Raw genomic sequence first — 25,741 nt, forward strand, 5'->3', positions numbered from 1 at the left:
CGATGTCGGGGCCGCCCGCTTGCGTTTTCGGGGCTGCGCGCGGTAGGCAGTGGGTCAGTGCTTGGGGGCAGGTGTTTTGGGACGGAAGTCGCACAGCGGCTCGATGGCGCAATGCCAGCACTCCGGCTTGCGCGCCTTGCACACATAGCGGCCGTGCAGGATGAGCCAATGATGCGCGTCGTGCTTGAACTCGCGCGGGGTCACGCGCTCCAGCGCCAGTTCCACGGCCAGTGGGTCCTTGCCGGGCGCAAGGCCCGTGCGGTTCGCCACGCGAAAGATATGCGTGTCGACGGCAATGGTGTCTTCGCCGAACGCAGTATTGAGAACGACGTTGGCCGTTTTGCGGCCAACGCCCGGCAACGTTTCTAGCGCCTCGCGCGAGCGCGGCACCTCACCGCCGTGCACGTCGAGCAGCAACCGGCAGGTAGCGATGACGTTCTTGGCCTTGGTGCGATACAGGCCAATCGTTTTGATGTATTCAGCCAGACCCGCTTCGCCGAGCGCGAGCATTTTCGCCGGCGTGTTCGCCACGGCGTAGAGTTTGCGGGTGGCTTTGTTCACGGAAACGTCGGTCGCCTGGGCGGAGAGCAGCACGGCAATCAGTAACTCGAACGGCGACGTGTATTCCAGCTCCGTCGTCGGATGCGGATTGAGGCGTTGCAGCGTCTCGAACAGGGCACGGCGTTTGGCGTCGTTCATGGCGTGGGGCGCGGGAGTTGGGGCGTCGGTCTGGTCGGCTTGCGACGGCGCGTGCTGCGGCCTGTCTAGCCCTTGTGGGGTATGTCGCCAGGTGTCGGCGGTGGGGAGGTGTCGTTGGTCGCGAGGCCCAGGCGCTTGCGCCGGGCTTCGGCTTCGTCGATCTGGGCTTGAACGGCGGCAGAGACGTTCTCCGTGTTTTTCGGCCCCAGCCCCTCGGCGGCCAGCGTGGCCGATTTCTGGCGGGCCCGTGCCAATGCCGCCTGAATGATGGCGTGCTTGCGAGCCGCTGCGGCGGCAGCTTCGTCGCCAGCGCTGGAGGGCGCCGTCTCGCGATTGCCTTGGGAGCGTGGCGATGCAGCGGCGCCCTGCGCAATCGCGTCGGCCGCATCGGCCGCATCGGTCGCCTCAGACGTGCCGTGTTCGGTGGCGGGTGCCGTGGGCGCCCCGGCGGCAACGCGCGCCGCGCGCGCTGCCAGACGCGCCTCCCGCTCGGCCTTGTCCTTCGCGAGACGCGCCTGATGCGCTTCGAAATGCGAGCGGGCGTTGTCGGCCTGTGTTTGCGACCAGGCGTCCCAGCCGGTGCGCTCGCCGGTGACCGGCACCATGTCGATACAGTCGACCGGGCAGGGCGGCACGCACAGATCGCAGCCGGTGCAGCGGTCTTCGATCACCGTATGCATCAGCTTGGCGGCACCGGCGATGGCGTCGACGGGGCAAGCCTGCAGGCAGAGCGTGCAGCCGATGCAAAGCGACTCGTCGATGACGGCGCGCGGGCGGGGGCGCGCTTGGCCATGTGCCGGATTGAGGGGAATTACGGGACGGTCCAGCAGCTTGGCGAGGCGAGCGATGCCCTCGGCACCGCCCGGCGGGCACTGGTTATAGAGCGCCTGCCCGCTGGCGATGGCGTCGGCATACGGGCGGCACCCGTCGTAACCGCACTTAGTGCATTGCGTCTGGGGCAATAGGGCATCGATGCGCTGCGCGAGCGCGCTGACTTCGGACACGTCTTTAGTAGGGGATTCGGCGGAAAGTCGAATTATCCTGCATTTTGCCGAAACACTGAAACCGTTGTGCCATAATTCCGCCCGTTGAGAACGACCGGCCGATCATGACAACACCCCAAACCAAGATCAAACGGGACCCCGAACGCACCCGCCAGCGCATTCTGGCCGCTGCGATCGAGGAGTTTGCCGAACGTGGTTCGAGCGGGGCGCGCGTGGACAGCATTGCACGCCGAGCAGACATCAATGAACGCATGCTGTACTACTACTTCGGCAACAAGGACCAGCTCTATCTGGCCGTGCTCGAAGAGGTCTATGGCGAGTTCAACCGCGCCGAACACGCGCTCAGGCTCGATGTGCTTGCGCCGCTCGACGCCGTGGCCGAGTTGGCCCACTTCGTGTGGGACTACTACGCCGATCATCCGGAACTGATCCAGCTCATCAACAACGAGAATCTGCACGAAGCGAAGTCGATGCGCCAGTCGACGGAGATTCGTCAGCAGGTCTCGCCCATTGTCGAGTTGCTCGCGCAGACGCTCAAGCGTGGCGAGGCGAGCGGCGAGATTCGTGGGGGTGTCGATCCGGTCGACCTTTACGTGACGATTTCTGCCATGGGCTATTACGTGATGTCGAACCGCCACACGCTGTCGATCGTGATGGGGCGGGACATCATGGCCGGCGATTCGCGCAAGGCGTATTCGTCGTTCAATACGCAGATGTTGCTGGATTCGTTGCGCACGCGTTGACCGGAGGGGGCGCGCTGAGCGGGCCGCAGACGGCGTCTTAAAACAATACCGCCGCGCGGGCTGACGCCCTCGCGGCGGTGTTGTGACCTCGGCCCGGCGAATCGAATTCCGATCAGGCGTGCTTGGCGATGAAGTCGCGGATCTGCGGATAGATCACCGTGCGCCAGCGGCTACCGGAGAAGATTCCGTAATGGCCGCACGACGGGGCGGTGAAATGCGCCCGGCGCTTTGCAGGAATGCCGACGCACAGTTCATGTGCCGCTTGTGTCTGACCGCTGCCCGAGATATCGTCCAGCTCCCCCTCGATGGTGAAGAGCGCCGTCGTCTTGATGTCCTGCGGACGGACACGCTGGCCTGCCACATCCCACGTACCGCGTGCGAGACTGAAGTCCTGGAATACGGTCTTGATCGTATCGAGGTAATACTCGGCTGCCATGTCGAGCACCGCGTTGTACTCGTCGTAGAAGCGACGGTGCGAGTCGGCGTCGTCGTTGTCGCCGCGCATCAGATCCAGATAGAAATCCCAGTGCGACTTCAGATGGCGGTCCGGATTCATCGCGACGAACCCCGCGTGTTGCAGGAAGCCCGGATAGACCAGTCGTCCCGAACCCGGATAGTTGGCCGGGACCGGATGAATCACATTATTTTCGAACCACTCGTAGGACTTGTTCGTCGCGAGCGAGTTGACCGACGTTGGGCATTTTCGTGCGTCGATCGGGCCGCCCATCATCGTCATCGTCCTGGGCGTCTTTTCGCCGTTCGATGCCATGAGCGAGATCGCGGCGAGCACCGGCACGGTCGGCTGGCATACCGAAATGACGTGCAGGTTTTCCGCGCCGATGTGGCGAATGAATTCCTGAATGTACGCGACGTAGTCGTCCAGATGGAACGCGCCCGCTTCAAGCGGCACCATGCGGGCATCGACCCAATCGGTGATGTAGACCTTGTGGTCCTTGAGCAGCGTCGTGACCGTGTCGCGCAGCAGTGTGGCGTGGTGGCCCGAGAGCGGTGCGACCACCAGCACGACCGGGTCGTCCTTGAGCTGCCCGACGGCGCCCGCGTCGTCTGCGTAACGCTTGAAGCGTTGCAGGCGACAGAACGGCTTCTCCATCGACGTCATTTCCACGACCGGAATATTATGACCGTCGACTTCGACTGCCTTGATATTGAACTCGGGTTTTTCGTAGTCCTTGCCAAGCCGGTAGAGCAACTCGTAGCCGGCCGCAATTCGGGGGGCGCCGGGCATCATGGCCAGCAAGCTGCCCGGGTTGACGAACGTTGTCGCTGCCGCTTTTGCCCACGTGGTGAGGGGATTCAGCCACGCACGGTTGTACTCATGAATCTGATACAGCATGTTGTGTGCCCAGAGGCGGAAGGTGAGGGAATTATGCAACCGTTTATCGCGGCTGTGCAACGCAGCATAACCCTGATATATGGCATTTCCGCATCATGTCGATAGTCTTGGGTTATTGTTGTCATTGTTATTAACTATCGTTGCTGCAACGCAACAATTTTGGGCGCAAAAAAAGCCCGCCGGGTGGCGGGCTGCTTTACCGATGACGCGTGACGTACTCAGCGCAGCACTTGGGCGATGGCCGAGGCAACGTGATCGAGGTTCTTGTCGTTGAGCGCGGCCACGCAGATACGGCCGGTGCTCACGGCGTAGATACCGAACTCTTCACGCAGACGCTCGACCTGGTCGGCGGTGAGGCCCGAGTACGAGAACATGCCGCGTTGCTTGATGACGAACGAGAAATCGCGTTCCACGCCATGGGCGCGCAGCTTCTCGACCAGTGCCAGGCGCATCGCGCGGATGCGCTCGCGCATCTCGGCCAGTTCTTCTTCCCACAGGGCGCGCAGTTCGGCGTTGCCCAGCACGGCCGCGACGACCGAGCCGCCGTGCGTCGGCGGGTTCGAATAATTGGTGCGGATCACGCGCTTGAGCTGCGAGAGTACGCGGGTCGACTCGTCCTTGCTGGCGGTCACGATCGACAGGGCGCCGACGCGCTCACCGTACAGCGAGAACGACTTGGAGAACGAACTGGACACGAAAAAGTTCAGGCCGGCAGCGGCGAACAGGCGCACCACGGCGGCGTCGGCGTCGATACCGTCACCGAAGCCCTGATAGGCGATGTCGAGGAACGGCACCAGCTTGCGGGCCTTCACGACGTCCACGACTTGCGCCCACTGGTCCATCGACAGGTCGACGCCCGTCGGGTTGTGGCAGCAGGCATGCAGCACGACGATGGTGCCTTCCGGTTCCTTGCCGAGCATGTCGAGCATGCCCGCGAGGTTCACGCCATGCGATTCGGCGTCGTAGTACGGGTACGAGACGACGTTGAAGCCGGCTTGCGTGAACAGGGCGCGGTGGTTTTCCCAGCTCGGGTCGCTGATGGCGACGGTGGCGTTCGGATTCAGTTGCTTGAGGAAGTCGGCGCCAATCTTCAGGGCCCCGGTGCCGCCCAGCGCTTGGGCGGTGATCACGCGGCCTTCGGCGAGTACCGGCGATTCCTTGCCGAACAACATTTCCTGCACGGCCTTGTCGTAGGCGGCGATGCCTTCGATCGGCAGATAGCCGCGCGGCAGTCCGGCGGCCACGCGTTGTGCTTCGGCGGCCTTCACAGCCTTGAGCAGGGGCAGCTTGCCGTGCGCATCGAAATACACGCCCACGCCCAGGTTGACCTTATGGGTACGGTGATCGGCGTTGTAGGCTTCGTTCAGGCCAAGGATGGGGTCGCGCGGGGCGAGTTCGACAGCGGAGAAGAGGGTCATTTCGACGGCTCGAAGCAGGTAGTAGGAAAATGCAGCGGGTCGGCTGCAACTGACGCAGGATCGGCCCAACGCGCTATTTTAGCGAAGATTGTCTGCGCTTGTGGCAAACCCCGGCGGGCATCGCGCGAAATCTTGGCATTTCGGCACGAAAACTGCCACGTATTGCCAGAAATTGACGAAATGGCCGCGCTCAACCCATACGCCGACGCCGTTGGCCCCGTCCGCGCCGCTGACCACTCGTTTGTCACCCATCGAACTCAGGGAATCGTCCGGCGCGCTAAAATGCCGGATTACGTCTCTCAAGCTTGCGCTCTCGCCATGACCCCTGCGGCTGACAACGATCTCGACGAAAGCAAGTTCCTGACGTTTCCGGATTCGCCTTATCAGCTCTACTGCCCATTCTCGGCCGCGGGGGATCAGCCTGCAGCGATTGCTCAGTTGACCGAGGGGGTGGAGGACGGGCTGGCATTTCAGACCTTGCTCGGCGTGACGGGCTCGGGCAAGACGTTCACGATGGCGAACGTGATTGCGCGCCTTGGCCGCCCGGCCATCGTGTTTGCGCCCAACAAGACCCTGGCCGCACAGCTTTACTCGGAGTTCCGTGAGTTCTTCCCGCGCAATGCGGTGGAGTACTTCGTCTCTTACTACGACTATTACCAGCCGGAAGCGTACGTTCCGCAGCGCGACCTTTTCATCGAGAAGGACTCGTCCGTCAACGAACACATCGAACAGATGCGTCTGTCGGCCACCAAGAGCCTGCTGGAGCGGCGCGACGTCGTGATCGTGGCGACCGTCTCGGCGATCTACGGTATCGGCAATCCGAGCGAATACCACCGAATGGTGCTGACGGTGCGCCAGGGCGACAAGCTGGGGCAGCGCGAGATCATTGCGCGCCTGATCGCGATGCAGTATTCCCGCAACGAAACGGACTTTGGGCGCGGTACGTTCCGCGTGCGCGGCGACACCATCGATATCTTCCCTGCGGAACATGCCGAACTGGCGTTGCGCGTGGAGTTGTTCGACGACGAAGTCGACACGCTCCAATTGTTCGATCCGCTGACCGGCCGGGTACGGCAAAAGGTGCCGCGATTCACGGTATATCCGTCGTCACACTACGTGACGCCACGCGATACGGTGCTGCGAGCCATCGAGACCATCAAGGACGAACTGCGCGAGCGCCTCGATTTCTTCTACAAGGAGAACAAACTGGTCGAGGCGCAGCGCCTTGAGCAGCGTACTCGTTTCGATCTTGAGATGCTGCAGGAGCTGGGCTTTTGCAAGGGCATCGAGAATTATTCACGGCATTTGTCCGGCGCGGCGCCGGGCGAGCCGCCGCCGACGCTCGTCGACTACCTGCCGCCGGACGCACTGATGTTCCTCGACGAGTCGCATGTCCTCATCGGGCAGTTCAACGGCATGTACAACGGCGACCGGGCGCGTAAGGAAAACCTCGTCAACTACGGCTTTCGCCTGCCGTCGGCGCTCGACAACCGTCCGCTCAAGTTTGCCGAGTACGAACGCAAGATGCGACAGGCGATCTTCGTGTCGGCGACGCCTGCGGATTACGAGGCCAAACGAAGCGGGCAGGTGGTGGAGCAGGTGGTGCGTCCGACCGGATTGATCGATCCGATCATCATCGTGCGGCCGGCCCGCACGCAGGTCGACGACGTCCTGACCGAAATCAACAAGCGAGTGGCCGTGCAAGAGCGCGTGCTCGTGACCACGCTCACGAAGCGGATGGCCGAGCAACTGACCGACTACCTGTCGGATAACGGGGTGAAGGTTCGCTATTTGCACAGCGACATCGATACCGTCGAGCGCGTGGAGATTATTCGCGACTTGCGTCTTGGCGCATTCGACGTATTGGTCGGGATCAACCTGTTGCGCGAGGGGCTCGATATTCCGGAAGTATCGCTGGTGGCGATTCTCGATGCGGACAAGGAGGGTTTTCTGCGGGCCGAGCGGTCGTTGATTCAGACGATCGGGCGCGCGGCGCGTAACGTCAACGGGACAGCGATCCTCTACGGCGACAAGATGACGGAGTCGATGAAGCGAGCCATCGGCGAGACGGAGCGTCGCCGTGCCAGGCAGATGGCGCACAACGAGGCGCATGGCATTGTGCCGCAGGGGGTGAAGAAGCGGATCAAGGACATCATCGACGGTGTCTACGATCCGCAGGACGCCAAGGCGGAGCTCGCGGAGGCCAAGGAGCAAGCGCATTACCAGGATATGTCGGAGAAGCAACTGGCGCGCGAGATCAAGAAGCTCGAGAAGCAGATGCAGGAACATGCGCGCAACCTGGAGTTCGAGAAGGCCGCCAAGGTGCGCGACCAGTTGCTGCACGTCAAGGCGCTGGTGTTCGGCACCGATGGCGCGAGCGAAGCGGAGTTGGGGCCGGTCAAGTGAAAAAGGCATCCGTCCTTTTCGTCTGCATGGGCAACATCTGCCGCTCCCCCAGTGCCGACGGCATCTTTCGCCACCGGCTGGCCCAGGCCGGACGGTGTGACGTGGTCGACGTCGATTCGGCGGGCACGCACAGCTATCACATCGGTCACGCGCCCGACGAACGTACGCAGGCCGCCGCACAACGGCGTGGCTACGATCTGAGTGCGCTGCGGGCACGGCGCGTGCAAGCCGGCGATTTTGAACGCTTCGATTGGATCGTGGCGATGGATAACGCCAACGTGGCTGAGCTCATGGCGCGCTGCCCGGCTGAGTATCGTCACAAGATTGTGCGTCTGATGGACTTTTCGACGCGCTACGACGCGACCGAAGTGCCCGATCCGTATTACGGCGGCGCGCAAGGCTTCGAGACCGTGCTCGACTATATTGAAGACGGTCTCGACGGCTTGCTCGCACGGCTGGAAAGCGACGCCTGAACGACGCGCACGACGCGAACGACGCAGCGCGAGCGCGCGGCGGGCGATGGCGTCACTTTCGCGACACGCGTCGATGCGGCTATCATTCGGCCCACGACCGGTGCGGTCGCGCCGGTTTGGCGGTATCTCCGGTATCTCCGGTGTTTCCGTGCGTCTCCCGTCTTTCTTAATCCACGCTCCCATCGATGCTCAATTCGTTCAACTCGTACTGGCGTAAATGGCGCGCCTCGCGCCACGCCGGCCATCAGCTCGACGAACTGCTCGCGCATGCCGATCCGACGGCGCCGCTGGCCGTCCGGAATCAATGGCTGATCGAATTGGCGCATTGGGTGCAAAAGCGCGGTGCGCTGGTCAATGAGGAACGCGGCGAAGGGGAAGCGGCGCGCTATCGTCCTCACACACGGCTGCGCTATCTGCTCCAGATGCTTGAGCGCAACCCCGCGTGGCGACTACCGGTGGCGCGCACCTTGCGTAGCGTCATCAACGAGAGCGACGCAATTTCGCTGCTGTGCGATACCGGCATGCCGGTGCGCCCGGGGTTCTGGGGCGCGCTGATCGAGCGCATCGAGAAGGCGCTGATTCCGCCACCGCCGACGCGGCGCGATCTCTCGGCGTTGTGCTCGCTGATGTTCCCCGACGGAGATGCGGCCGACTGGATCGCCGCCATGCCGCCGGAACTGCTTGCCGACCTCATGGCGCTGCTGCATCACGGCGAGGACGAGGACGACAACACCGACTGGAACCCGTTTGCCGAAGACCTGCTCGCGGCCATGCATCATCTCGTCGATCAGATTGCATCGACCGGACTGTCGCAGGCGGTGCGCTCACGTCTGACGTATCCGCGCGCCACCGAATCGCCGTTCTATCGGCTCGGACGCGCCATGCAGGAACTTGAGACGGCCGGGCAGGAATTCGTGCACGGCGCGCCGCCGTCGCAGCACTTCGTACAGCAGATCAACGTCTTTCGCGCGTTGCTCGACGACTGCGCGCGCGCGGTGCGCCAGGTATATGCCCATCTGGACGAGAACGGCGTGAGCGTGGACATCGTGTTTCAGGTCGAGCGGGCCAAGGCGCGGATTCGTCGGCTCGAACGCTTGCTCGAAGCGTGGCTGACGCATGGCGATCGCAGTGATCGCGCCGCCGCGCGCGTCCGGCTGTTCGCCGACCTGGTGCGCGCCAACCGGGCGAGTCAGAGCGTCGGAGAACTGGCGCGTACGTCGTTCGGGCTGCTGGCGCGCAAGGTCGTCGAGCGCAGCGCCGAGACGGGCGAGCATTACATCGCGCGCAACCGCAGCGAATACTTCTCCATGCTGAAGATGGCCTGCGGCGGCGGACTCGTCACCGTGGTGACCGTCTACCTGAAGTTTCTGATTGTGAGCGCGCACTTGCCGACCGTCGTCGAGGGTTTTCTCGCCGGGGCCAACTACGCGCTTTGCTTCCTGTTCATGCACTTCTGCCATTTCACGCTGGCCACCAAGCAGCCGGCGATGACGGCGCCGGCGATCGCCAGAAAGCTCGACGAGGTCGACACGCCCGCGGGCATGGACGCCTTCGTGGGCGAGGTGATCGCCCTCGTGCGAACGCAAGCCGCCGCCATCTTCGGCAATCTGGCGATGGTGTTTCCCTTCTGTCTGCTGGTGCAGTGGGCGGTGTCGGCAACGCTCGGCCTGAATACGATCCCGCCCGAGAAGGCCCAGGCGACGCTGAACTCGTTCTCGATTCTTGGCGTCACGCCGCTCTTCGCCGCCCTGACCGGCGTGCTGCTGTGGTTCTCCAGCCTGATTTCGGGCTGGGCCGACAACTGGTTCGCGCTGCACGGCATTGGAGATGTGCTGGCCTATAACCGGCGTCTGCGTTTCGTCTTCGGCCGCAATGGGGCCGCCCGGCTGGCCGACGCGTGCCGCCGTCATATCGCGCCCGTGCTCGGAAACCTGACCCTCGGTTTCATGCTCGGGCTCGTGCCTGCCGTGCTCACGGCGTTCGCGCTGCCCTTCGAGGTGCGCCACGTCACCCTCTCGACGGGCGCCATCGCCACCTCGATTGGCGTGCTTGGCATGCCGGTGCTGCGCGATCCGGCCCTTTGGCTCGCCGTTGCCGGTGTCGGATCGATGGCGCTGCTCAACGTCGGCGTCAGTTTTGCGTTAGCATTTCACATGGCGCTCCAATCGCGTCCACTGCGATTGGGCGACCGCCGGCAGATCCATCGGGCCATCTGGCGCGCCGTGCTGCGCAATCCGCTGGTGCTGGTCTTCCCGCTGCGCGCACCGCAGACGGACGTTCGTCCCGAAAAATAGCAAATTTCCCAAACGGGCGAGGGAACTTCCGCAAAAAATGGGCCAGAAGTACTTGACTAAATTCGTAGGGAATTTATACTTGACGAAAATAGTCGAGATTAATCCCCAGCATCATCATGAGACTTACCACGAAAGGCCGTTTCGCCGTCACGGCGATGATCGACCTGGCCATGCGCCAGGACGCGGGTCCGGTGACGCTGGCGGGTATTAGTCAGCGTCAACGGATTTCCCTCTCTTATCTTGAGCAGTTGTTCGGCAAGCTGCGCCGCCACGAAATCGTGGAGAGCGTGCGCGGGCCGGGCGGCGGTTACAGCCTTGCGCGTCGCGCGGAAGAGGTGACGGTCGCGGACATCATCATCGCGGTCGACGAGCCGCTCGACGCCACGCAGTGCGGGAGCAAGGGCAATTGCGAGAAGGGCCAGGACGGCCATCGCGGTCACTGCATGACGCACGAGCTGTGGGCGACGCTCAACCAGAAGATGGTCGAGTATCTCGATTCCGTTTCGCTGCGCGACCTTGTCGAGCAGCAGCGCAGCAAACAGGCCCAGCAGGCCGTTCTGCGCGACACGCGCGAGTCCGGTACCTCCGGTACCAATACTCAGACCCTCGCGACGCGCATTCCCAATTCGGTCTTCGATATGGCCCGTTCATAACAGGCGCCACGGCACGATCCTGGAGCACCCCATGAAAAACGACACCCTCAACCTCCCCATCTACATGGATTACAGCGCCACCACGCCGATTGACCCGCGCGTCGTGGACAAAATGTTGCCTTACCTGCGCGAGCAGTTCGGCAATCCGGCGTCACGCAGTCACTCGTTTGGCTGGGCCGCCGAGCAGGCAGTGGAAGAGGCACGCGAGGAAGTCGCGAAACTGGTCGGCGCCGATCCGCGCGAGATCGTCTGGACGTCGGGCGCGACCGAATCGAACAACCTCGCCATCAAGGGCGCGGCGCACTTCTATCAAGGCAAAGGCAAGCACCTCATCACGGTGAAGACCGAGCACAAGGCCGTGCTCGACACGACGCGTGAGCTGGAGCGCGAAGGCTTCGAGGTCACGTATCTGGATGTCAAGGACGACGGCCTGCTGGATCTGGACGTCTTCAAGGCGGCGCTGCGTCCGGACACGATCCTCGTGTCGATCATGGCCGTGAACAATGAGATCGGCGTGATCCAGGATATTGAGACCCTGGGCGAGATTTGCCGCGAGAAGGGCATTATTTTCCACGTCGACGCCGCCCAGGCGACCGGCAAGATGCCGATCGATCTGGGCAAGCTGAAGGTCGACCTGATGTCGTTCTCGGCACACAAGACGTATGGCCCGAAAGGGATCGGCGCGCTGTACGTGCGTCGCAAGCCGCGCGTGCGCATCGAAGCGCAGATTCATGGCGGCGGTCACGAGCGTGGCATGCGTTCGGGCACGCTCGCGACGCACCAGATCGTGGGCATGGGTGAGGCGTTCCGTCTGGCGCGGGAAGAAATGGCGTCCGAGAACGAGCGCGTGCGCATGCTGCGCGATCGTCTGTTGCGCGGACTGACGGAAATGGAAGAGGTCTATGTGAACGGCGACATGGAGCAACGTGTGCCGCACAACCTGAACATCAGCTTCAATTTTGTCGAAGGCGAATCGCTGATCATGGCGATCAAGGATGTGGCGGTGTCGTCGGGTTCGGCGTGCACGTCCGCTTCGCTCGAGCCTTCGTACGTGCTGCGCGCGCTGGGTCGCAACGACGAACTCGCGCACAGCTCGATTCGCTTCACGGTGGGACGTTTCACGACCGAGCAGGAAGTCGACTACGTGGTCGAGCTGCTCAAGCGCAAGATCGGCAAGCTGCGCGATCTGTCGCCACTGTGGGAAATGTACAAGGACGGGGTCGATCTGAATTCGATCCAGTGGGCCGCACACTGAGCATTCAAGGAGTTAGCCATGTCTTACAGCAAGGAAGTTCTGGACCACTACGAAAATCCGCGTAATGTCGGTTCGTTCGAAAAGGGCGATGACGCCGTCGGTACGGGCATGGTCGGCGCGCCGGCCTGTGGTGACGTGATGAAGCTGCAGATTCGCGTGAACGAAGCCGGTGTGATCGAAGACGCCAAGTTCAAGACCTACGGCTGCGGTTCGGCGATTGCATCGTCGTCGCTGGTGACCGAGTGGGTCAAGGGCAAGACGCTCGATCAGGCGCTCGAGATCAAAAACACCGAGATCGCGCACGAACTGGCACTGCCGCCGGTGAAGATTCACTGCTCGATCCTGGCCGAAGACGCCATCAAGGCGGCCGTGGCCGACTACAAGCAGAAGCACGGCCAGACGGCCGAGCCGGCGAAGGCCGCCTGAGCGGCGAGACGGATAAAGGAATCAGGCAAAGATGGCCATTACATTGACCGAGAAGGCCGCGCAGCACGTATCGCGTTATCTGACGCGGCGCGGCAAGGGCGTGGGCCTGCGGCTGGGCGTGAAGACGACCGGCTGCTCGGGCCTGGCCTACAAGCTCGAGTATGCCGACGAGGTGGCGGGCGAGGACACGATCTTCGAGAGTCACGGCGTGAAGGTGATCGTCGATCCGAAGAGTCTGCCGTATATCGATGGCACGGAGCTCGACTTCGCTCGCGAGGGCTTGAACGAAGGGTTCCGCTTCAACAATCCGAACGTCAAGGATGAGTGCGGCTGCGGCGAGTCGTTCCGCGTCTGACGCCGCGCCGTTGCGCGAGATCGTCGGCTTTCGGCAAGACGACGAAGGCCAATGGGTCGCGCGACTGGCCTGTGGGCACGGACAACATGTCCGGCATCTTCCCCCGTGGCAGATCCGGACATGGACGCAGAGCGCGGAAGGCCGTGACGCGATGATCGGCAGCAAGCTGCCCTGTCGGAAATGTGAACGCGGCGAGCCGCCCGATGCTTAGGGCGACGCCTCGGCCGTGCCGGCAAGCCTTGGTTGGCAGGTGAATCGGTAGTAGCGTAGGCAACGAGGCGGCGCGAGCCGCTTTTTTTACGGGCGGAGTACGAACGAAACGGCATGACGGCATGCCGATCCGGCCCCTGCGACCCATGATGAGAGCGCGATGAGTGCGTTGACCGATAACTATTTCACGCTGTTCGATCTGCCGCAGCGCTACACGCTCGATGCCGACGCGCTCGATGCGGCGTACCGCGCGGTTCAATCGCGCGTGCATCCGGATCGATTTGCGAGTGCGAGCGATGCCGAGCGCCGCGTGGCCATGCAATGGGCCGCGCAGGCGAACGCCGCCTACCGCACCTTGCGCGACCCGTTGCAACGCGCGACCTATCTGCTCACTTTGCAGGGCATCGATGTGGGGGCGGAGAGCAATACCGCGATGGCCCCCGATTTCCTGATGCAGCAGATGGAGTGGCGCGAAGCCATCGACGACGCCGTTGCCGCGCGCAATATCGGCGCGCTCGATGCGCTCGCGCGATCTCTCAGAGACGATCGCCGCGTGCGGCTCGACAAGCTCGGCGACTGGCTCGAGAGCTGCGCATGGCAACCGGCGGCGGAAGCCGTGCGGCAACTGATGTTCATTGCGCGCGCCGAAGACGACATCGTGCAGCGCATCGAAATGCTGGAAAACGCGTGACGGCCCGGTGCGGCGCCGTCACATGTCATTGAGAACCGCTTGAGAACAGGGCGTGCGCGCGAGCGCGTCGCCCGCATTGCAAAGTCATGGCCCTTCTGCAAATTTCCGAACCCGGCATGTCCCCCGCGCCGCACCAGCGGCGACTCGCCGTGGGCATCGACCTGGGCACGACGCATTCGCTCGTGGCCACCGTCCGTAGCGGCGTGGCCGAAGTCCTCCCCGACGAACAGGGCCGCGTGCTGCTGCCCTCCGTCGTGCGCTATCTGGGCGGTGCTCGCACCCAGATCGGCTTTGAGGCCAAGGCGGCTGCGGCCACCGATCCGCGCAACACCATCGTCTCGGTCAAACGCTTCATGGGCCGGGGTCTGGCCGATGTGGCCCACGCCGACAATGCGCCGTACGCGTTTGTCGACGCACCCGGCATGGTGCAGATGACGACCGCCGGTGGCGTGAAGAGCCCGGTGGAAGTGTCTGCCGAGATTCTCGCCACGCTGCGTCAGCGCGCCGAGGATACGCTCGGCGACGATCTGCTGGGTGCGGTGATTACCGTGCCTGCCTACTTCGACGACGCGCAGCGACAGGCCACCAAGGATGCCGCGCGCCTGGCCGGTCTGAACGTGCTGCGCTTGCTCAACGAGCCGACGGCCGCCGCGATTGCGTACGGCCTGGACAATGGGTCAGAGGGTCTCTACGCGGTCTACGATTTGGGGGGCGGCACCTTCGATATCTCGATCCTGCGCTTGACGAAGGGCGTGTTCGAAGTGCTTGCGGCGGGCGGCGATTCCGCGCTTGGCGGCGACGACTTCGATCAGGCGATCTATCGTTGGGCGGTGGAGGCTGCAGGTCTCGACGCGGCCTCGCTCACGCCTGAGGACGTGCGCGGCTTGCTCGACCATGCGCGCACGGCCAAGGAGGCGTTGACCGACGCGGAGCAAGCGGCGATCGCACTGACGCTTTCCGGCGAGCGCCACGTCGCGCTGCACCTCACGCGCGAACAGTTCACGGCGTTGGGCGCGCCGCTCGTGCAACGCACGATTGGCCCGATGCGCAAGGCGCTGCGCGACGCCGGCATGAGCGTGGAAGACGTCAAGGGCGTTGTGCTGGTGGGTGGCGCAACGCGCATGCCGCAAGTCCGTGCGGCAGTGGCGACCTTTTTCGGTCGCGAGCCGTTGATCAATCTCGACCCGGACCAGGTGGTGGCGCTTGGCGCCGCTGTGCAAGCCAATCTGCTCGCGGGCAATCAGGCGGAGGGCGACGACTGGCTGCTGCTCGACGTCATTCCGCTGTCGCTCGGTGTCGAGACGATGGGGGGACTCGTCGAGAAGATCATTCCGCGTAATGCGACGATTCCGGTGGCGCGTGCGCAGGAGTTCACCACATTCAAGGACGGCCAGACGGCGATTGCCATTCACGTGCTGCAAGGCGAGCGAGAATTGGCGTCCGATTGCCGTTCGCTGGCCCGGTTCGAACTGCGCGGCATTCCGCCGATGACGGCGGGGGCGGCGCGTATTCGTGTGACGTATCAGGTCGATGCCGACGGACTGCTGTCCGTCTCCGCGCAGGAGATGCATTCTGGTGTGGCGGCCTCCATCGAAGTCAAGCCGTCGTACGGTTTGGCCGACGACGATATTTCGCGGATGCTGCAGGACAGCTTCGGCGCGGCCGACAAGGATATGCGTGTGCGTGCGCTGCGAGAGCAGCAGGTGGAAGCCGAGCGTCTGCTGGTGGCCATCGACAGCGCCCTGCAGGCCGACCCGGAGTTGCTCGACGCCGAGGAGCGCGCGCAGATCGACGGCCTGTTGGCGGATCTGCGTCAGAAGGCCTCCAGCGACGATCAGAACGCCATCAAGACGGCGACCGAAACGCTCTCGCACGCGACCGACGCATTTGCCGCACGCCGCATGGACAAGAGTATCCGCGCTGCGCTGGCCGGCCGGCGCGTGGCGGACATCGACAAACTGTAAGACACACGGAAATCCAAAGCCATGCCTCAAATCGTTGTTTTGCCTCACGTCGAGCTGTGCCCCGAGGGCGCGGTGCTGGATGTTCCGACGGGTACGTCCGTGTGCAGAGCGTTGCTGGATAACGGCATCGAGATCGAACATGCGTGCGAGTTGTCCTGCGCATGCACCACCTGCCATGTGATCGTGCGCGAGGGCTTCGAGGCGCTGGCGCCGGCCGAAGACGAGGAGGAGGATCTGCTCGACAAGGCCTGGGGCCTGGAGCCGACGTCGCGCCTGTCATGCCAGACGATCGTGCTCGCGGACACCGATCTGGTCGTCGAGATTCCGAAGTACACGATCAACCACGCCAAGGAAAATCACTGAGCCACGCCGCTTGGCGTCGCGTAGTGACAAGTCAGGAGAAAAGGAGCCTGCCCCATGAAATGGACTGACATTCAGGACATCGCGATTGCGCTCACTGAAGCGCACCCCGACGTCGACCCGCAGTATGTGCGCTTTACCGACCTGCATCAGTGGGTCATGGCCCTCGACGGCTTCGACGATGCGCCCGACCGTGCCGGTGAAAAGGTGCTGGAAGCCATTCAGATGGCCTGGATCGACGAAGTCTGATCCAACGGGCTGGGGGCGGTGGCGCCCGCCCATGGAGGGCGAGTTCGCTGCGCCCACCCGGTCTCGACGATCCAGCAGAAACGCAAAAGCCGCTCATTTCGAGCGGCTTTTGCGTTTCTGCGATGGCCGTGATGGTCGTGTCACGGCATGCGTTGCACGCCCGTTAGCCTGCGCGTACCAGTGCATTGTTCTCGAGCCGCACACGGTCGCCAGGTTGGACCCCCGGCGCCGACTGATATGTCCAGTAGCGCGTCTTGCCGGAATCCATGCGCACGTACACGCGATAAACCGTCTCGGCGCGAACTCGCTTCTCGACTTCGTTGCCTGCCAGACCGCCGCCGAGTGCACCGACCACGGTCATTGCGGTACGGCCGTTACCCGCGCCGAACTGGTTGCCGAGCAGGCCACCGGCGACGGCGCCACCCACGGCCCCCAGTCCGGAGGCCTGACCTTGCGTGCGGATCGGTTCTACCGACTGCACGGTGCCGCAGGTTGAGCACGCGACCGCGCGTTGCTGTGGCTGCGATTGCGCGTAAGAGGGCTGCGGGGCAGGGGCCCGTTGTGCCGAACCCTGCTGCGGCGCAAAGGTTTGCTGCGGCGCCGAAGCCCGCGGCGTCTGCAGGGATGAAGGCGACGGTTGCGGCGTCGACGTCAATGCGTACTGCGACGGATTGCTGGACGGCGCGGGGCCGTCAGTGCTCTTCGCGACCGGTAGTACGCCCGTGATGGCGGCAACGCCGAGCAGGCTGACGACCACGATACTGCCGGCGGCGGCAGCGACCAGCGGATGCAGGCGACGCGGTTGCAGATCGTTATCCATATTGTTTTCTCCATCGTGCGGTTGATGCGAACCCCTTTCTGCGTGCAGGTATACACGGGCGATTTCGCATGAGAAAAGTCTCCGTCATGGCGAGCGCGGCATCCGTTTCATTTTGTAACGCGATGTAAGATCTGCATCGCGGCGAGACCGGGCTGACATCGTTTGATCTTGTGCTAAGTGTATGAAAAACAAGGGGATGTGCGCCGGTCGACACATTTCCCTGCATCGCTCCTGCGAGGGCGACTTAACAAATGAAACAAGTGACGCGGCAAGGCGACGGGCATCGATTCGCTGCGTCAGCCGATTTGCGCGTGACGTGGGCCGGCGACGTGGACCGGTGACGTAGGCGGGTGACGTGGGCAGGCGACGTGGGCGGGGGCGCGGTGCGCCGGATCGCGATGTCCGATCGTGCTGGATCGCCCGGAGAGCGTAGGGTGGCAACGATCGGCAGTCGACTGCGTACAAAAAAATGCCGCAGCGATTGTGAACTGCACGCCAAACGCTTGGACGGGTGTCCAACGCTCCGGGACCAGTTCATTCACGCTGCGGCATGTTTGATTCGCGCGTGACGATCGGCCTAGCCATCGTCACGCTGGCGCCGGCGATGCTCAGTCTTCGCGGCGCAGGTGCGGGAAGAGCAGCACGTCGCGGATGTTCGGGCTGTCGGTGAGCAGCATGATGAGTCGGTCGATGCCGATCCCGCAGCCGCCCGTCGGGGGCATGCCGTATTCGAGTGCGCGAATGTAGTCGGCATCGTAGTACATGGCTTCTTCGTCGCCTGCGTCCTTTTGCTTGACTTGCGCATGGAAGCGTGCGGCCTGGTCTTCCGGGTCGTTCAGCTCGGAGAAGCCGTTCGCAATTTCGCGACCGGTGATGAACAGCTCGAAGCGCTCGGTGATGCCTGGCACGGTGTCCGACGCGCGCGCGAGCGGCGACACTTCCACCGGATAATCGACGATGAAGGTCGGCTCCCACAACTGGCTCTCCGCCGTCTCTTCGAACAAGGCCAGTTGCAGCGCACCCAGCCCTGCGTTCTTGAACTGCGGCGCGTCGACCTTCACGCCATACTTGCCCAGGGCATCACGCACGAACGCGATGTCGGCGAGCTGCGCGTCGGTGTACTCGGGCGCGTACTTGCGGATCGCTTCGACGATCGTCAGGCGGTGGAACGGCTTGGACAGGTCCAGCTCACGGCCCTGATATTCGATGGTTGCGGTGCCGCGGGCGTCGATCGCCGCGTTGCGGATCAGCGCTTCGGTGAAGTCCATGAGCCAACGGTAATCCGTGTAGGCCGCGTAGAACTCCATCATCGTGAATTCCGGATTGTGGCGCGGCGACACGCCCTCATTGCGGAAGTTGCGGTTGATCTCGAACACGCGCTCGAAGCCGCCGACGATCAGACGTTTCAGATACAGCTCGGGCGCGATACGCAGATACATCTGCATATCGAGCGCATTGTGGTGCGTGATGAACGGCTTGGCGGCTGCCCCCCCAGGAATCGGATGCAGCATCGGCGTCTCGACTTCCATGAAGTCGGCGTCCGTCATGTACTTGCGCATCGAGGCAATGGCCTTTGCGCGCGCACGAAACGTATTGCGCGTCTCGGGCGAGGTGATGAGGTCGACGTAACGCTGACGGTACTTGGTCTCTTGATCGGACAGACCGTGAAACTTGTCCGGCAGCGGACGCAGCGCCTTGGCGAGCAGACGCAGTTCCTTCACCTTGACCGACAGTTCGCCGGTGCGCGTGCGGAACAGCGTGCCGGTCGCGGCGATGATGTCGCCGATATCCCAGCCCTTGAACGCGTCCATGCTATCGTCGCCGACGTCATTGCGCCCGATGAAGAACTGGATGTGACCGCTGCCGTCCTGCACGGTGGCGAACGCGGCTTTGCCCATCACACGCTTGAGCATCATGCGACCGGCCACCGACACGGCAACGGGCTCGGCTTCGAGCGCTTCGTTATCGACGTCCTTGTAGCGTTCGTGCAGATCGTGCGCGTGCTGCTCGGGACGGAAGTCGTTCGGAAACGCCACGCCATTGGCGCGCAGCGCCTGCAATTTCTCGCGACGCTCCACGATGAGCTTGTTGTCGTCGTGCGGCAGGTCGCCAGCCGGGGTGCCCGTTTGGGCCGAGGTGTTTTGAGCGGTCATGATGCGAACGATGAGGTTATTCGGTAAAACGCAGCGTGTGCAGCAGGGCATTCTTGAGCGAGCCATCGGGCGCGCCCAGCCAGATCAGTTCGGTGCGATCCCGATGCGCCCCGGCATTGGCCACCGCACTCGGGTCTCGTACGAACAACGCGGCAATCGCCTGCGAACGCGGCTCGTACAAAATGTGGACATACTCGCTCGGGCAGTCGTGGGGTTTGCAGCTCTGCACCAGCAACCACGGCTTGCCGGCGAAGCTCACGCGTTGCGACGGGGTCGACGTTCCGCCCTGGCGCACCCACGCGGGAACGTTGCGCGACGCGACGATGCGCGCGTAGGCGCCCGAGAAATCCGGGCGCTTGAGCAGCTCGTGCAGGTACGGTCCCGACTCGGGATTGGCACCCGGCGCACCCGGCGCACTGGCCGGGGCAGCCACGGCCGCACGATACATGCACAGCGCACTCATCACCCACACGGCTAGCGTGCGGACAAACACCATTCCTTACACTCCCTGCTTGAGACTCGCGGAGATGAAGTCATCCAGATCGCCGTCGAGTACCTTACCGGTATTGCCGGTTTCCACACTGGTGCGCAGGTCCTTGACGCGCGACTGGTCGAGCACATAAGAGCGAATCTGATGGCCCCAGCCCACATCGGTCTTGCTCGACTCGAGCTTGTCCTGCTCGGCACGACGCTTGCGCATCTCGTGTTCGAACAGGCGCGAGCGGAGCATGTCCCACGCTTCGGCGCGGTTACGGTGCTGCGAACGGTCGTTCTGACAGGCGACGACGATGCCGGTCGGGATGTGCGTCAGACGAACGGCGGAGTCGGTCTTGTTGATGTGCTGACCGCCTGCACCGGAGGCGCGATACGTATCGGTACGCACGTCGGCCGGATTGATGTCGATGTCGATCGAATCATCCACTTCGGGGTACACGAACAGGCTGGCGAACGACGTGTGGCGACCGCCCGACGAGTCGAACGGCGACTTGCGCACCAAACGGTGCACGCCGGTTTCCGTGCGCAGATAGCCGTAAGCGTAGTCGCCAGTGACCTTCAGCGAGGCGCTCTTGATGCCAGCGACGTCGCCGTCCGACACTTCGAGCACTTCGGCCTTGAAGCCCTTGCGCTCGCAGTAGCGCAGATATTGGCGCAGCAGCATGCCGGCCCAGTCGTTGGCCTCGGTGCCGCCGGCACCGGCCTGGATGTCGATGAAGCAGTTGTTCGGGTCGGCCGGGTTGTTGAACATCCGGCGGAACTCCATGTCGCCTACGCGTGAGGCGAGACCTTGCGTGTCGCTTTCGAGCGCCAGCAACGAGTCTTCATCGCCCTCGTCGCGGGACATCTCGAACAGTTCCTGCGTATCGGAAAGGCTGGTGTCGAGTTCGGTCAGGTTGGTGACGATGCTATCGAGCGCCTTTTTTTCCTTGCCCAGTGCCTGCGCACGCTTGGAATCGTTCCAGATGTTGGGGTCTTCGAGTTCTTTGTTGACTTCAGTCAGACGAGCTTGCTTGACATCGAAGTCAAAGATACCCCCTGAGCTCGCCAACGCGGGTGCGCAGGTCGGCGAGCAGGGATTCAAGTGCGTTAAGGCGTTCGGCTTCCATGAGCTATGACGGTTGCGAATTCGGGAAAACCGCAATTATAGCGCAGCGAAGCCCCTGTTTCCCCCACTTTTCGGGGGCCGTTGAGCGACTTTCGGATGGAAATCGATGCCCGCCGTGCCTGCCGGATTCACCTGCAGCCAAGCAGAGCATGGCCCCAGACGCCACAACGGCGCCATGCACCCCGCCGGTTGCCGATTGCCCATTGCCGCTTGCCGCGGCATGGGGCGTTCGCGGCTCAGCGTGCAGCGCGACGCAGTCCGAAGGCGTCGCGGGCATAGCCGGCATCGGCAAGCGACGTGTCATCGAGTGTCGCAAGGGCTTCGGCCTGCAACGTCTGCTCATAGTGCATGCGCCACTGATCGACGGCACGGAAGAAAAGGCCGAGCGGTGTGACCGGCACAGCCACCAGCGGGGCGGCAGCGTTGATGTTGGCAGCGGCGGACATAGGGCGGAACATGATGTGACTTCCTTCGCGAGCGGCGGCGTTGTCGCCGGGGCGGAATGCCGTGGCAAACGTCGCACTAGGGATAACCCGAATGTTATGCCTTTCGCTTGCGCTAAAAAAGTGAAATGTTCAGGCGATTTGCTTCATTATTATTGAAGTATCGCCGCACGACGCGTAACCTGCGTCGATTCGATGCCGTGCTTTCCAAGCGCCGACCCGGGAGACGCTCATGGACTTTCTGCAACTTCAGACCTTCAAGGCCATCGTCGATGAAGGCAGCGTGCTTGGTGCCGCCGAGGCGCTGCATTGTGTGCAGTCGAATGTGACGGCCCGTATCCGCGCGCTCGAGCACACGGTGGGCGTCAAGTTGTTTCACCGGCAGGGCCGCCGCCTGCAACTCACGCCGAGCGGGCGCACGCTGCTCGGTTATGCAGATCGGATTCTGGCACTGGCGCGAGAAGCCGGCGCTGCGCTCAATCCGGCGAGCGAACCGGCGGGCGACTTTGCGCTCGGGGCCATCGAATCGTCGGCCACGTCACGCTTGCCGGCCGTGCTGGCCCGGTTTCATGCGGCGTACCCGAAAGTGCGCCTGAATCTGGTGACCGACACGTCGCTCAATCTGCTCGACGAAATTCAGCACGGTCGTGTGGATGCGGCGCTGATCGCGGGCACGGCCTGTCTTGAAGCACAGGCACAGACGTCGGTGGTGGCCGACGAGATTTATCGGGAGCCGATCGTGCTGGTCGCGCCGGCGCGTGCCGGACGAGTGCGCGAAGCGTCGGACCTTTCGGGGGCAACGCTGCTGATGTGGCCACCAGGGTGCCCCTACCGCGCCACGATGGAGCAGTGGTTGGCGGCGAACGCCGTGACGCCGGGACGTATCCTGAGCTACGGCAGCTACGCGACCATCGTGGCCTGTGTCGGCGCGGGGGTGGGCTACTCGCTGGTGCCGCGTGGCATCTATCTGCGGTATCGGCAAGAGGCGAACATCGTCGGCCACGCGATGGAAGATCTGGCCGCCGTGCCGAACTTCTTCGTGCGGCATCGCGGCGTCGACGTGCATCCGGCGCGTGAAGCCTTCCTGCGCGTGATGCGCGAGTATGTCGCCGAGGCGCAACCCGCTCAACCCGCTCAACCCGCATAGCGCGACGGCCCGCACGGCGACGACATGGCGACGTGGAGACGCGACGCCGTGACGCGGTGACGACGTGACGCCCGACCCGGCGCGGCGGCCGGGGGCGCTCAGCCTTGCGCGTGTTCGACGATCATCTGCACGCGCGACACGCCGTTGAACGAGTCTGCCGCCAGTCGATAGGCGAACCTCGCACGGCTTGGCAAGGTATCGGCGTGATTGAACCAAATGGCGTTGAAGCGCATGCGTCCGCGACCGAGCTGCAACTTCAGATGCTTGTCCTTGAGGATCGCTTGCGAGAGCACATCGAACTCGCCCGAGAACACCGGGGGCGGGAAGCCTTGGCCCCACACTTGCGCCTCGAGCAGCGCGACGAACGGCGGCACGAAGCACTCGTCGCCGATATCGCCGTCGGTTTCGATCACGCGCGAGAGTGTCTTTTCGTCGAGCCATGCCTGTCCCACGGCTTCGAACGCTGCCTGGAAGCGCGGCAGGGCGTCGGCAGCCAGAGTGAGACCGGCGGCCATCGCGTGGCCGCCGAACTTGGCGATGAGACCCGGTTCGCGTTTGGTGACGAGATCGAGTGCGTCGCGCAGGTGGAAGCCGGGGATCGAGCGGCCGGAGCCCTTGATCTGGCCGTCGTCGCCGGGAGCGAACACGATGGTCGGCCGGTAGAACTTCTCCTTGAGCCGCGCGGCCACGATGCCGATCACCCCTTGATGCCACGTCTCGTTGAAGGCGCACAGCGTCGTGGCGGCGCGGGGATCGAAGCGCGCCAGATCGGCCAGCGCTTCCTGCTGCATGCCCGCTTCGATTTCACGACGTTCGCGATTCATCGCGTCGAGTTCTTGCGCGAGCGTCCAGGCGCGGGCGTCGTCGTCGGTCAGGAGGCATTCGATGCCGAGCGACATGTCGGCGAGGCGTCCGGCGGCATTCAGGCGTGGTCCCAGCCCGAAGCCCAGATCGAAGCTGCCCGCCTGCCGCGCGTTGCGGGCGGCTGCGCGAAAGAGCGCGTTGATGCCGGGGTGCATGCGCCCCGCGCGCATACGCGAGAGTCCTTGCGCCACCAGAATGCGATTGTTGGCATCGAGTTTGACCACGTCGGCGACCGTACCCAGGGCGACCAGATCGAGCAGTGCGTCGAGACGGGGTTGCTCGCGCGCATCGAATGCGCCGCGCGTGCGCAGCTCGGCACGCAACGCGAGCAGAACGTAGAACATCACGCCGACGCCGGCCAGATGCTTGCTCGGGAAGGCGCAGCCGGGCTGGTTCGGATTGACGATGCAGCGCGCGTTGGGCAATTCGCTGCCGGGCAGGTGGTGGTCGGTCACGACGACTTCGATGCCGAGCGCCTGCGCGGCGGCCACGCCGTCGAGGCTGGCAATGCCGTTGTCGACGGTAATCAGCACGTCGGGGGGTCCCTGCTTGGCGCTCGCCGCCAAGGCGACGATCTCGGGCGTCAGGCCGTAGCCATACTCGAACCGGTTCGGCACCAGATACTCGACCGTCGCACCGAACATGCGCAGACCTCGCACGGCGACGGCGCAGGCGGTCGCGCCATCGCAATCGTAGTCGGCCACCACGAGCATGCGCTTGCCCGTGGCGATGGCGTCGGCAAGGAAGACGGCGGCGTCCTGCGCCCCCTTGAGCTGCGTGGGCGGAATCAGGCGGGCGAGCGCGGTCTCGGTCTCTGCGCTTTGCGCCACGCCGCGTGAGGCGAACAGGCGGGCGAGCACCGGGTGGATGCCGTCGCGCGCGAGGGCGTCGGCCGTTGCGTCGTCGACTGAGCGGGTCACGATATCGGTCATGCAACTTCCTCGCCAAGGCGGGCGAGCGGCACCATGCGGGCTTCGAGCGGCTGACGGCGCCAGAACTTGCGCAAGTCGCCGCTGCGCGTGCTGAGCGTCACACTATGGCTGTCGCCGCACAAGGTGAGCGCGACTTCACGGGCCTCGCCCTTGATCACGCGCGCCAGCGAGGGGGCCAGCCACGTGCGCTCGATATCGACGAGGGCATCGCGCCAGCGCGCCCAGTCTTCCGTCAGGAAATGAGGCGTCAGTGTATCGAGCTGCACGAATGTTCTGCCGTTCGCGGCGGCGAGGCCGGCGTCGGTGCCGTGCAATGCGATTTGCAGATGGTTCGCCAGGCCGCGCGTGGCGGGGTCGTCGGCCAGGATCGTCACGCACGGCCGGTTCAGGCGCGGTGCGGCGATGCGCTGACCGCCGGCGTATAGCCAGATGGCGTTGACCGGCGGCAGGCCGCGTGCTTCGCGCGCCTGGTTGGCCGGGTGGTCGTACCAGGCCATCTGCACTTCGTTCTGCCATTTGCGCCAGGCCAGCTCGGCCTTGCCCTGGGGCAGCCAGATGTCGACGTTACGGCCGGCCGCGCGCGCGGGCGAGGCGGTCAGCAAGTCTCCCAGCGCCGGTGCGCTCAGGTACCACCGGTCCGGACGCGGCGCGACCAACTCGCCGTCTTCGTCGGCAAACAACGCTTGCGCCGTGGTGAAGAGAGCGGCAGCGTCCTCTGCGCTCAGCGCCAACTGGGCCGGATCGGTCAGCACCAGGTGATCGGTGGCGATGTGAATGTGCGCGGGCTGCGCGCAATACCAGAAGCGGGTGTCGAGCGCGCCGCTGTCTTCGAGCAGCATGAACGGCGCGAGCGGTGCGCGCGACGGCCCACCGGGCAGGCCGAAGGCCTCGGTCAGCCAGCGTTCGTGCGGCAGCGTCGGGACAAACGGGTCTTCCGGCACGTCTTGCGCCGACAGAACGCCGCGCGCGAGCAACTTTTCGAGCGCGGGCAACTCCAATTCGGCCAGCAGTGCGGGCAAATGGGCCGACGCGGGCAGCGCGAACGGCAAGAGAAAGTGCAGGGCAGGTGTATCCATGTCGAGGCGAATTGTATGGCAAACTTCGCGCTGGCAGTTGGGCGACCCTGGCGACAGTAACTGAATGTACCGTGCGTCGCATCGGGCGATGTCCGGTGGCAGGGGCCCAGGCGCTGGTGCAGACCGGCGCCGGTACGCTCCGATCGATC

At 63.9% G+C, this 25,741-nt stretch carries 25 protein-coding genes; 14 read left to right on the forward strand and 11 right to left on the reverse strand.

The window, feature by feature from the left end:
* Positions 1 to 54: 54 nt before the first annotated feature.
* On the reverse strand, positions 55 to 699 hold the full coding sequence (gene nth / locus ACE3UG_RS03495) for an endonuclease III (protein ID WP_374619691.1): 645 nt from the start codon (positions 697 to 699) through the stop codon (positions 55 to 57).
* Between the two features lie 65 nt (positions 700 to 764).
* Positions 765 to 1,703, reverse strand: a complete 939-nt coding sequence (gene rsxB, locus ACE3UG_RS03500) for an electron transport complex subunit RsxB (RefSeq protein WP_374619694.1) — start codon at positions 1,701 to 1,703, stop codon at positions 765 to 767.
* A 104-nt stretch (positions 1,704 to 1,807) separates the two neighbouring features.
* Between rsxB and ACE3UG_RS03505 the strand changes: the two genes are divergently transcribed.
* A complete protein-coding gene (locus ACE3UG_RS03505; RefSeq protein WP_374619697.1) occupies positions 1,808 to 2,446 on the forward strand; it encodes a TetR family transcriptional regulator in 639 nt (212 codons plus the stop codon).
* 112 nt (positions 2,447 to 2,558) lie between these two features.
* Here the strand turns inward: ACE3UG_RS03505 and ACE3UG_RS03510 are convergent, their stop codons facing one another.
* Positions 2,559 to 3,800: a polyhydroxyalkanoate depolymerase gene (locus tag ACE3UG_RS03510; RefSeq protein WP_374619699.1), complete on the reverse strand. Its 1,242-nt coding sequence runs from the start codon at positions 3,798 to 3,800 to the stop codon at positions 2,559 to 2,561.
* Positions 3,801 to 4,018: 218 nt separating this feature from the next.
* The gene (locus tag ACE3UG_RS03515; protein WP_374619702.1) at positions 4,019 to 5,218 is read right to left on the reverse strand and encodes an amino acid aminotransferase; all 1,200 of its coding nucleotides are present in this window, start codon (positions 5,216 to 5,218) and stop codon (positions 4,019 to 4,021) included.
* A gap of 318 nt (positions 5,219 to 5,536) precedes the next feature.
* Between ACE3UG_RS03515 and uvrB the strand changes: the two genes are divergently transcribed.
* The 12 genes from uvrB (at position 5,537) to iscX (ending at position 16,554) form a co-directional block, all read left to right on the forward strand.
* Complete coding sequence (uvrB, locus tag ACE3UG_RS03520) at positions 5,537 to 7,624, forward strand: excinuclease ABC subunit UvrB (protein ID WP_374619705.1); 2,088 nt, start codon at positions 5,537 to 5,539, stop codon at positions 7,622 to 7,624.
* Positions 7,621 to 8,097: a low molecular weight protein-tyrosine-phosphatase gene (locus ACE3UG_RS03525; RefSeq protein ID WP_374619708.1), complete on the forward strand. Its 477-nt coding sequence runs from the start codon at positions 7,621 to 7,623 to the stop codon at positions 8,095 to 8,097. The genes uvrB and ACE3UG_RS03525 overlap by 4 nt, the downstream gene beginning before the upstream one ends.
* Before the next feature lie 185 nt (positions 8,098 to 8,282).
* Positions 8,283 to 10,391: a site-specific recombinase gene (locus ACE3UG_RS03530; RefSeq protein WP_374619710.1), complete on the forward strand. Its 2,109-nt coding sequence runs from the start codon at positions 8,283 to 8,285 to the stop codon at positions 10,389 to 10,391.
* Positions 10,392 to 10,507: 116 nt separating this feature from the next.
* Positions 10,508 to 11,044, forward strand: coding sequence for a Fe-S cluster assembly transcriptional regulator IscR (iscR, locus tag ACE3UG_RS03535; protein WP_374619712.1), 537 nt, complete (start codon positions 10,508 to 10,510; stop codon positions 11,042 to 11,044).
* 31 nt (positions 11,045 to 11,075) lie between these two features.
* A complete protein-coding gene (locus ACE3UG_RS03540; RefSeq protein ID WP_374619715.1) occupies positions 11,076 to 12,299 on the forward strand; it encodes an IscS subfamily cysteine desulfurase in 1,224 nt (407 codons plus the stop codon).
* 18 nt (positions 12,300 to 12,317) lie between these two features.
* A complete protein-coding gene (gene iscU, locus ACE3UG_RS03545; protein ID WP_374619718.1) occupies positions 12,318 to 12,725 on the forward strand; it encodes a Fe-S cluster assembly scaffold IscU in 408 nt (135 codons plus the stop codon).
* A gap of 31 nt (positions 12,726 to 12,756) precedes the next feature.
* Entirely contained in the window at positions 12,757 to 13,080 is a 324-nt protein-coding gene (iscA, locus tag ACE3UG_RS03550) for an iron-sulfur cluster assembly protein IscA (RefSeq protein WP_374619721.1), read from the forward strand.
* Positions 13,046 to 13,291: a DUF3565 domain-containing protein gene (locus ACE3UG_RS03555; RefSeq protein WP_374619724.1), complete on the forward strand. Its 246-nt coding sequence runs from the start codon at positions 13,046 to 13,048 to the stop codon at positions 13,289 to 13,291. Before iscA ends, ACE3UG_RS03555 begins: the two co-directional genes overlap by 35 nt.
* A 159-nt stretch (positions 13,292 to 13,450) precedes the next feature.
* On the forward strand, positions 13,451 to 13,981 hold the full coding sequence (gene hscB / locus ACE3UG_RS03560) for a Fe-S protein assembly co-chaperone HscB (RefSeq protein ID WP_374619726.1): 531 nt from the start codon (positions 13,451 to 13,453) through the stop codon (positions 13,979 to 13,981).
* A gap of 86 nt (positions 13,982 to 14,067) precedes the next feature.
* Entirely contained in the window at positions 14,068 to 15,945 is a 1,878-nt protein-coding gene (gene hscA, locus ACE3UG_RS03565) for a Fe-S protein assembly chaperone HscA (RefSeq protein ID WP_374619728.1), read from the forward strand.
* A gap of 21 nt (positions 15,946 to 15,966) precedes the next feature.
* A complete protein-coding gene (gene fdx / locus ACE3UG_RS03570; RefSeq protein ID WP_374619731.1) occupies positions 15,967 to 16,308 on the forward strand; it encodes an ISC system 2Fe-2S type ferredoxin in 342 nt (113 codons plus the stop codon).
* Positions 16,309 to 16,362: 54 nt separating this feature from the next.
* Positions 16,363 to 16,554, forward strand: coding sequence for a Fe-S cluster assembly protein IscX (gene iscX / locus ACE3UG_RS03575; RefSeq protein WP_039373678.1), 192 nt, complete (start codon positions 16,363 to 16,365; stop codon positions 16,552 to 16,554).
* 163 nt (positions 16,555 to 16,717) lie between these two features.
* On the opposite strand, the gene ACE3UG_RS03580 is transcribed toward iscX, so the two are convergent.
* The 5 genes from ACE3UG_RS03580 to ACE3UG_RS03600 all read right to left on the reverse strand — a co-directional run bounded on the left by ACE3UG_RS03580 (position 16,718) and on the right by ACE3UG_RS03600 (position 21,588).
* Positions 16,718 to 17,374 carry a glycine zipper 2TM domain-containing protein gene (locus ACE3UG_RS03580; RefSeq protein WP_374619735.1) on the reverse strand — a complete coding sequence of 219 codons (657 nt, stop codon included), beginning with the start codon at positions 17,372 to 17,374 and terminating at the stop codon, positions 16,718 to 16,720.
* A 608-nt stretch (positions 17,375 to 17,982) separates the two neighbouring features.
* Positions 17,983 to 19,527 carry a lysine--tRNA ligase gene (lysS, locus tag ACE3UG_RS03585; protein WP_374619738.1) on the reverse strand — a complete coding sequence of 515 codons (1,545 nt, stop codon included), beginning with the start codon at positions 19,525 to 19,527 and terminating at the stop codon, positions 17,983 to 17,985.
* Between the two features lie 16 nt (positions 19,528 to 19,543).
* Positions 19,544 to 20,023 carry an Ivy family c-type lysozyme inhibitor gene (locus tag ACE3UG_RS03590; protein ID WP_374619741.1) on the reverse strand — a complete coding sequence of 160 codons (480 nt, stop codon included), beginning with the start codon at positions 20,021 to 20,023 and terminating at the stop codon, positions 19,544 to 19,546.
* Between the two features lie 3 nt (positions 20,024 to 20,026).
* A protein-coding gene (gene prfB / locus ACE3UG_RS03595; RefSeq protein WP_374619744.1) for a peptide chain release factor 2 occupies positions 20,027 to 21,131 on the reverse strand; the annotation gives its coding sequence in 2 pieces (ribosomal slippage) (positions 20,027 to 21,058 and positions 21,060 to 21,131; 1,104 coding nt in all).
* Between the two features lie 235 nt (positions 21,132 to 21,366).
* The gene (locus ACE3UG_RS03600) at positions 21,367 to 21,588 is read right to left on the reverse strand and encodes a hypothetical protein (RefSeq protein ID WP_374619747.1); all 222 of its coding nucleotides are present in this window, start codon (positions 21,586 to 21,588) and stop codon (positions 21,367 to 21,369) included.
* A gap of 217 nt (positions 21,589 to 21,805) precedes the next feature.
* Here ACE3UG_RS03600 and ACE3UG_RS03605 point away from each other — a divergent pair, with 217 nt between their 5' ends.
* On the forward strand, positions 21,806 to 22,720 hold the full coding sequence (locus ACE3UG_RS03605) for a LysR family transcriptional regulator (RefSeq protein ID WP_374619749.1): 915 nt from the start codon (positions 21,806 to 21,808) through the stop codon (positions 22,718 to 22,720).
* A gap of 98 nt (positions 22,721 to 22,818) precedes the next feature.
* Here the strand turns inward: ACE3UG_RS03605 and recJ are convergent, their stop codons facing one another.
* A complete protein-coding gene (recJ, locus tag ACE3UG_RS03610; RefSeq protein WP_374619752.1) occupies positions 22,819 to 24,516 on the reverse strand; it encodes a single-stranded-DNA-specific exonuclease RecJ in 1,698 nt (565 codons plus the stop codon).
* Positions 24,513 to 25,592, reverse strand: coding sequence for a regulator (locus ACE3UG_RS03615; RefSeq protein ID WP_374619754.1), 1,080 nt, complete (start codon positions 25,590 to 25,592; stop codon positions 24,513 to 24,515). Before ACE3UG_RS03615 ends, recJ begins: the two co-directional genes overlap by 4 nt.
* Positions 25,593 to 25,741: the final 149 nt, after the last annotated feature.

This window comes from Pandoraea sp., from assembly GCF_041919235.1.
Lineage (GTDB): Bacteria > Pseudomonadota > Gammaproteobacteria > Burkholderiales > Burkholderiaceae > Pandoraea.

What these genes read in the sequence shown, in the direction of transcription:
- ACE3UG_RS03530 (WP_374619710.1), top strand. Translation starts at nt 8,283, where the DNA reads ATGCTCAATTCGTTCAACTCGTACTGGCGTAAATGGCGCGCCTCGCGC.
- iscU (WP_374619718.1), top strand. Translation starts at nt 12,318, where the DNA reads ATGTCTTACAGCAAGGAAGTTCTGGACCACTACGAAAATCCGCGTAAT.
- ACE3UG_RS03505 (WP_374619697.1), top strand. Translation starts at nt 1,808, where the DNA reads ATGACAACACCCCAAACCAAGATCAAACGGGACCCCGAACGCACCCGC.
- ACE3UG_RS03605 (WP_374619749.1), top strand. Translation starts at nt 21,806, where the DNA reads ATGGACTTTCTGCAACTTCAGACCTTCAAGGCCATCGTCGATGAAGGC.
- hscB (WP_374619726.1), top strand. Translation starts at nt 13,451, where the DNA reads ATGAGTGCGTTGACCGATAACTATTTCACGCTGTTCGATCTGCCGCAG.
- ACE3UG_RS03515 (WP_374619702.1), bottom strand. Translation starts at nt 5,218, where the DNA reads ATGACCCTCTTCTCCGCTGTCGAACTCGCCCCGCGCGACCCCATCCTT.
- iscA (WP_374619721.1), top strand. Translation starts at nt 12,757, where the DNA reads ATGGCCATTACATTGACCGAGAAGGCCGCGCAGCACGTATCGCGTTAT.
- ACE3UG_RS03615 (WP_374619754.1), bottom strand. Translation starts at nt 25,592, where the DNA reads ATGGATACACCTGCCCTGCACTTTCTCTTGCCGTTCGCGCTGCCCGCG.
- nth (WP_374619691.1), bottom strand. Translation starts at nt 699, where the DNA reads ATGAACGACGCCAAACGCCGTGCCCTGTTCGAGACGCTGCAACGCCTC.
- lysS (WP_374619738.1), bottom strand. Translation starts at nt 19,527, where the DNA reads ATGACCGCTCAAAACACCTCGGCCCAAACGGGCACCCCGGCTGGCGAC.
- ACE3UG_RS03580 (WP_374619735.1), bottom strand. Translation starts at nt 17,374, where the DNA reads ATGGATAACGATCTGCAACCGCGTCGCCTGCATCCGCTGGTCGCTGCC.
- ACE3UG_RS03510 (WP_374619699.1), bottom strand. Translation starts at nt 3,800, where the DNA reads ATGCTGTATCAGATTCATGAGTACAACCGTGCGTGGCTGAATCCCCTC.
- ACE3UG_RS03590 (WP_374619741.1), bottom strand. Translation starts at nt 20,023, where the DNA reads ATGGTGTTTGTCCGCACGCTAGCCGTGTGGGTGATGAGTGCGCTGTGC.
- fdx (WP_374619731.1), top strand. Translation starts at nt 15,967, where the DNA reads ATGCCTCAAATCGTTGTTTTGCCTCACGTCGAGCTGTGCCCCGAGGGC.
- iscR (WP_374619712.1), top strand. Translation starts at nt 10,508, where the DNA reads ATGAGACTTACCACGAAAGGCCGTTTCGCCGTCACGGCGATGATCGAC.
- recJ (WP_374619752.1), bottom strand. Translation starts at nt 24,516, where the DNA reads ATGACCGATATCGTGACCCGCTCAGTCGACGACGCAACGGCCGACGCC.
- ACE3UG_RS03555 (WP_374619724.1), top strand. Translation starts at nt 13,046, where the DNA reads ATGAGTGCGGCTGCGGCGAGTCGTTCCGCGTCTGACGCCGCGCCGTTG.
- hscA (WP_374619728.1), top strand. Translation starts at nt 14,068, where the DNA reads ATGGCCCTTCTGCAAATTTCCGAACCCGGCATGTCCCCCGCGCCGCAC.
- ACE3UG_RS03600 (WP_374619747.1), bottom strand. Translation starts at nt 21,588, where the DNA reads ATGTTCCGCCCTATGTCCGCCGCTGCCAACATCAACGCTGCCGCCCCG.
- uvrB (WP_374619705.1), top strand. Translation starts at nt 5,537, where the DNA reads ATGACCCCTGCGGCTGACAACGATCTCGACGAAAGCAAGTTCCTGACG.
- iscX (WP_039373678.1), top strand. Translation starts at nt 16,363, where the DNA reads ATGAAATGGACTGACATTCAGGACATCGCGATTGCGCTCACTGAAGCG.
- ACE3UG_RS03540 (WP_374619715.1), top strand. Translation starts at nt 11,076, where the DNA reads ATGAAAAACGACACCCTCAACCTCCCCATCTACATGGATTACAGCGCC.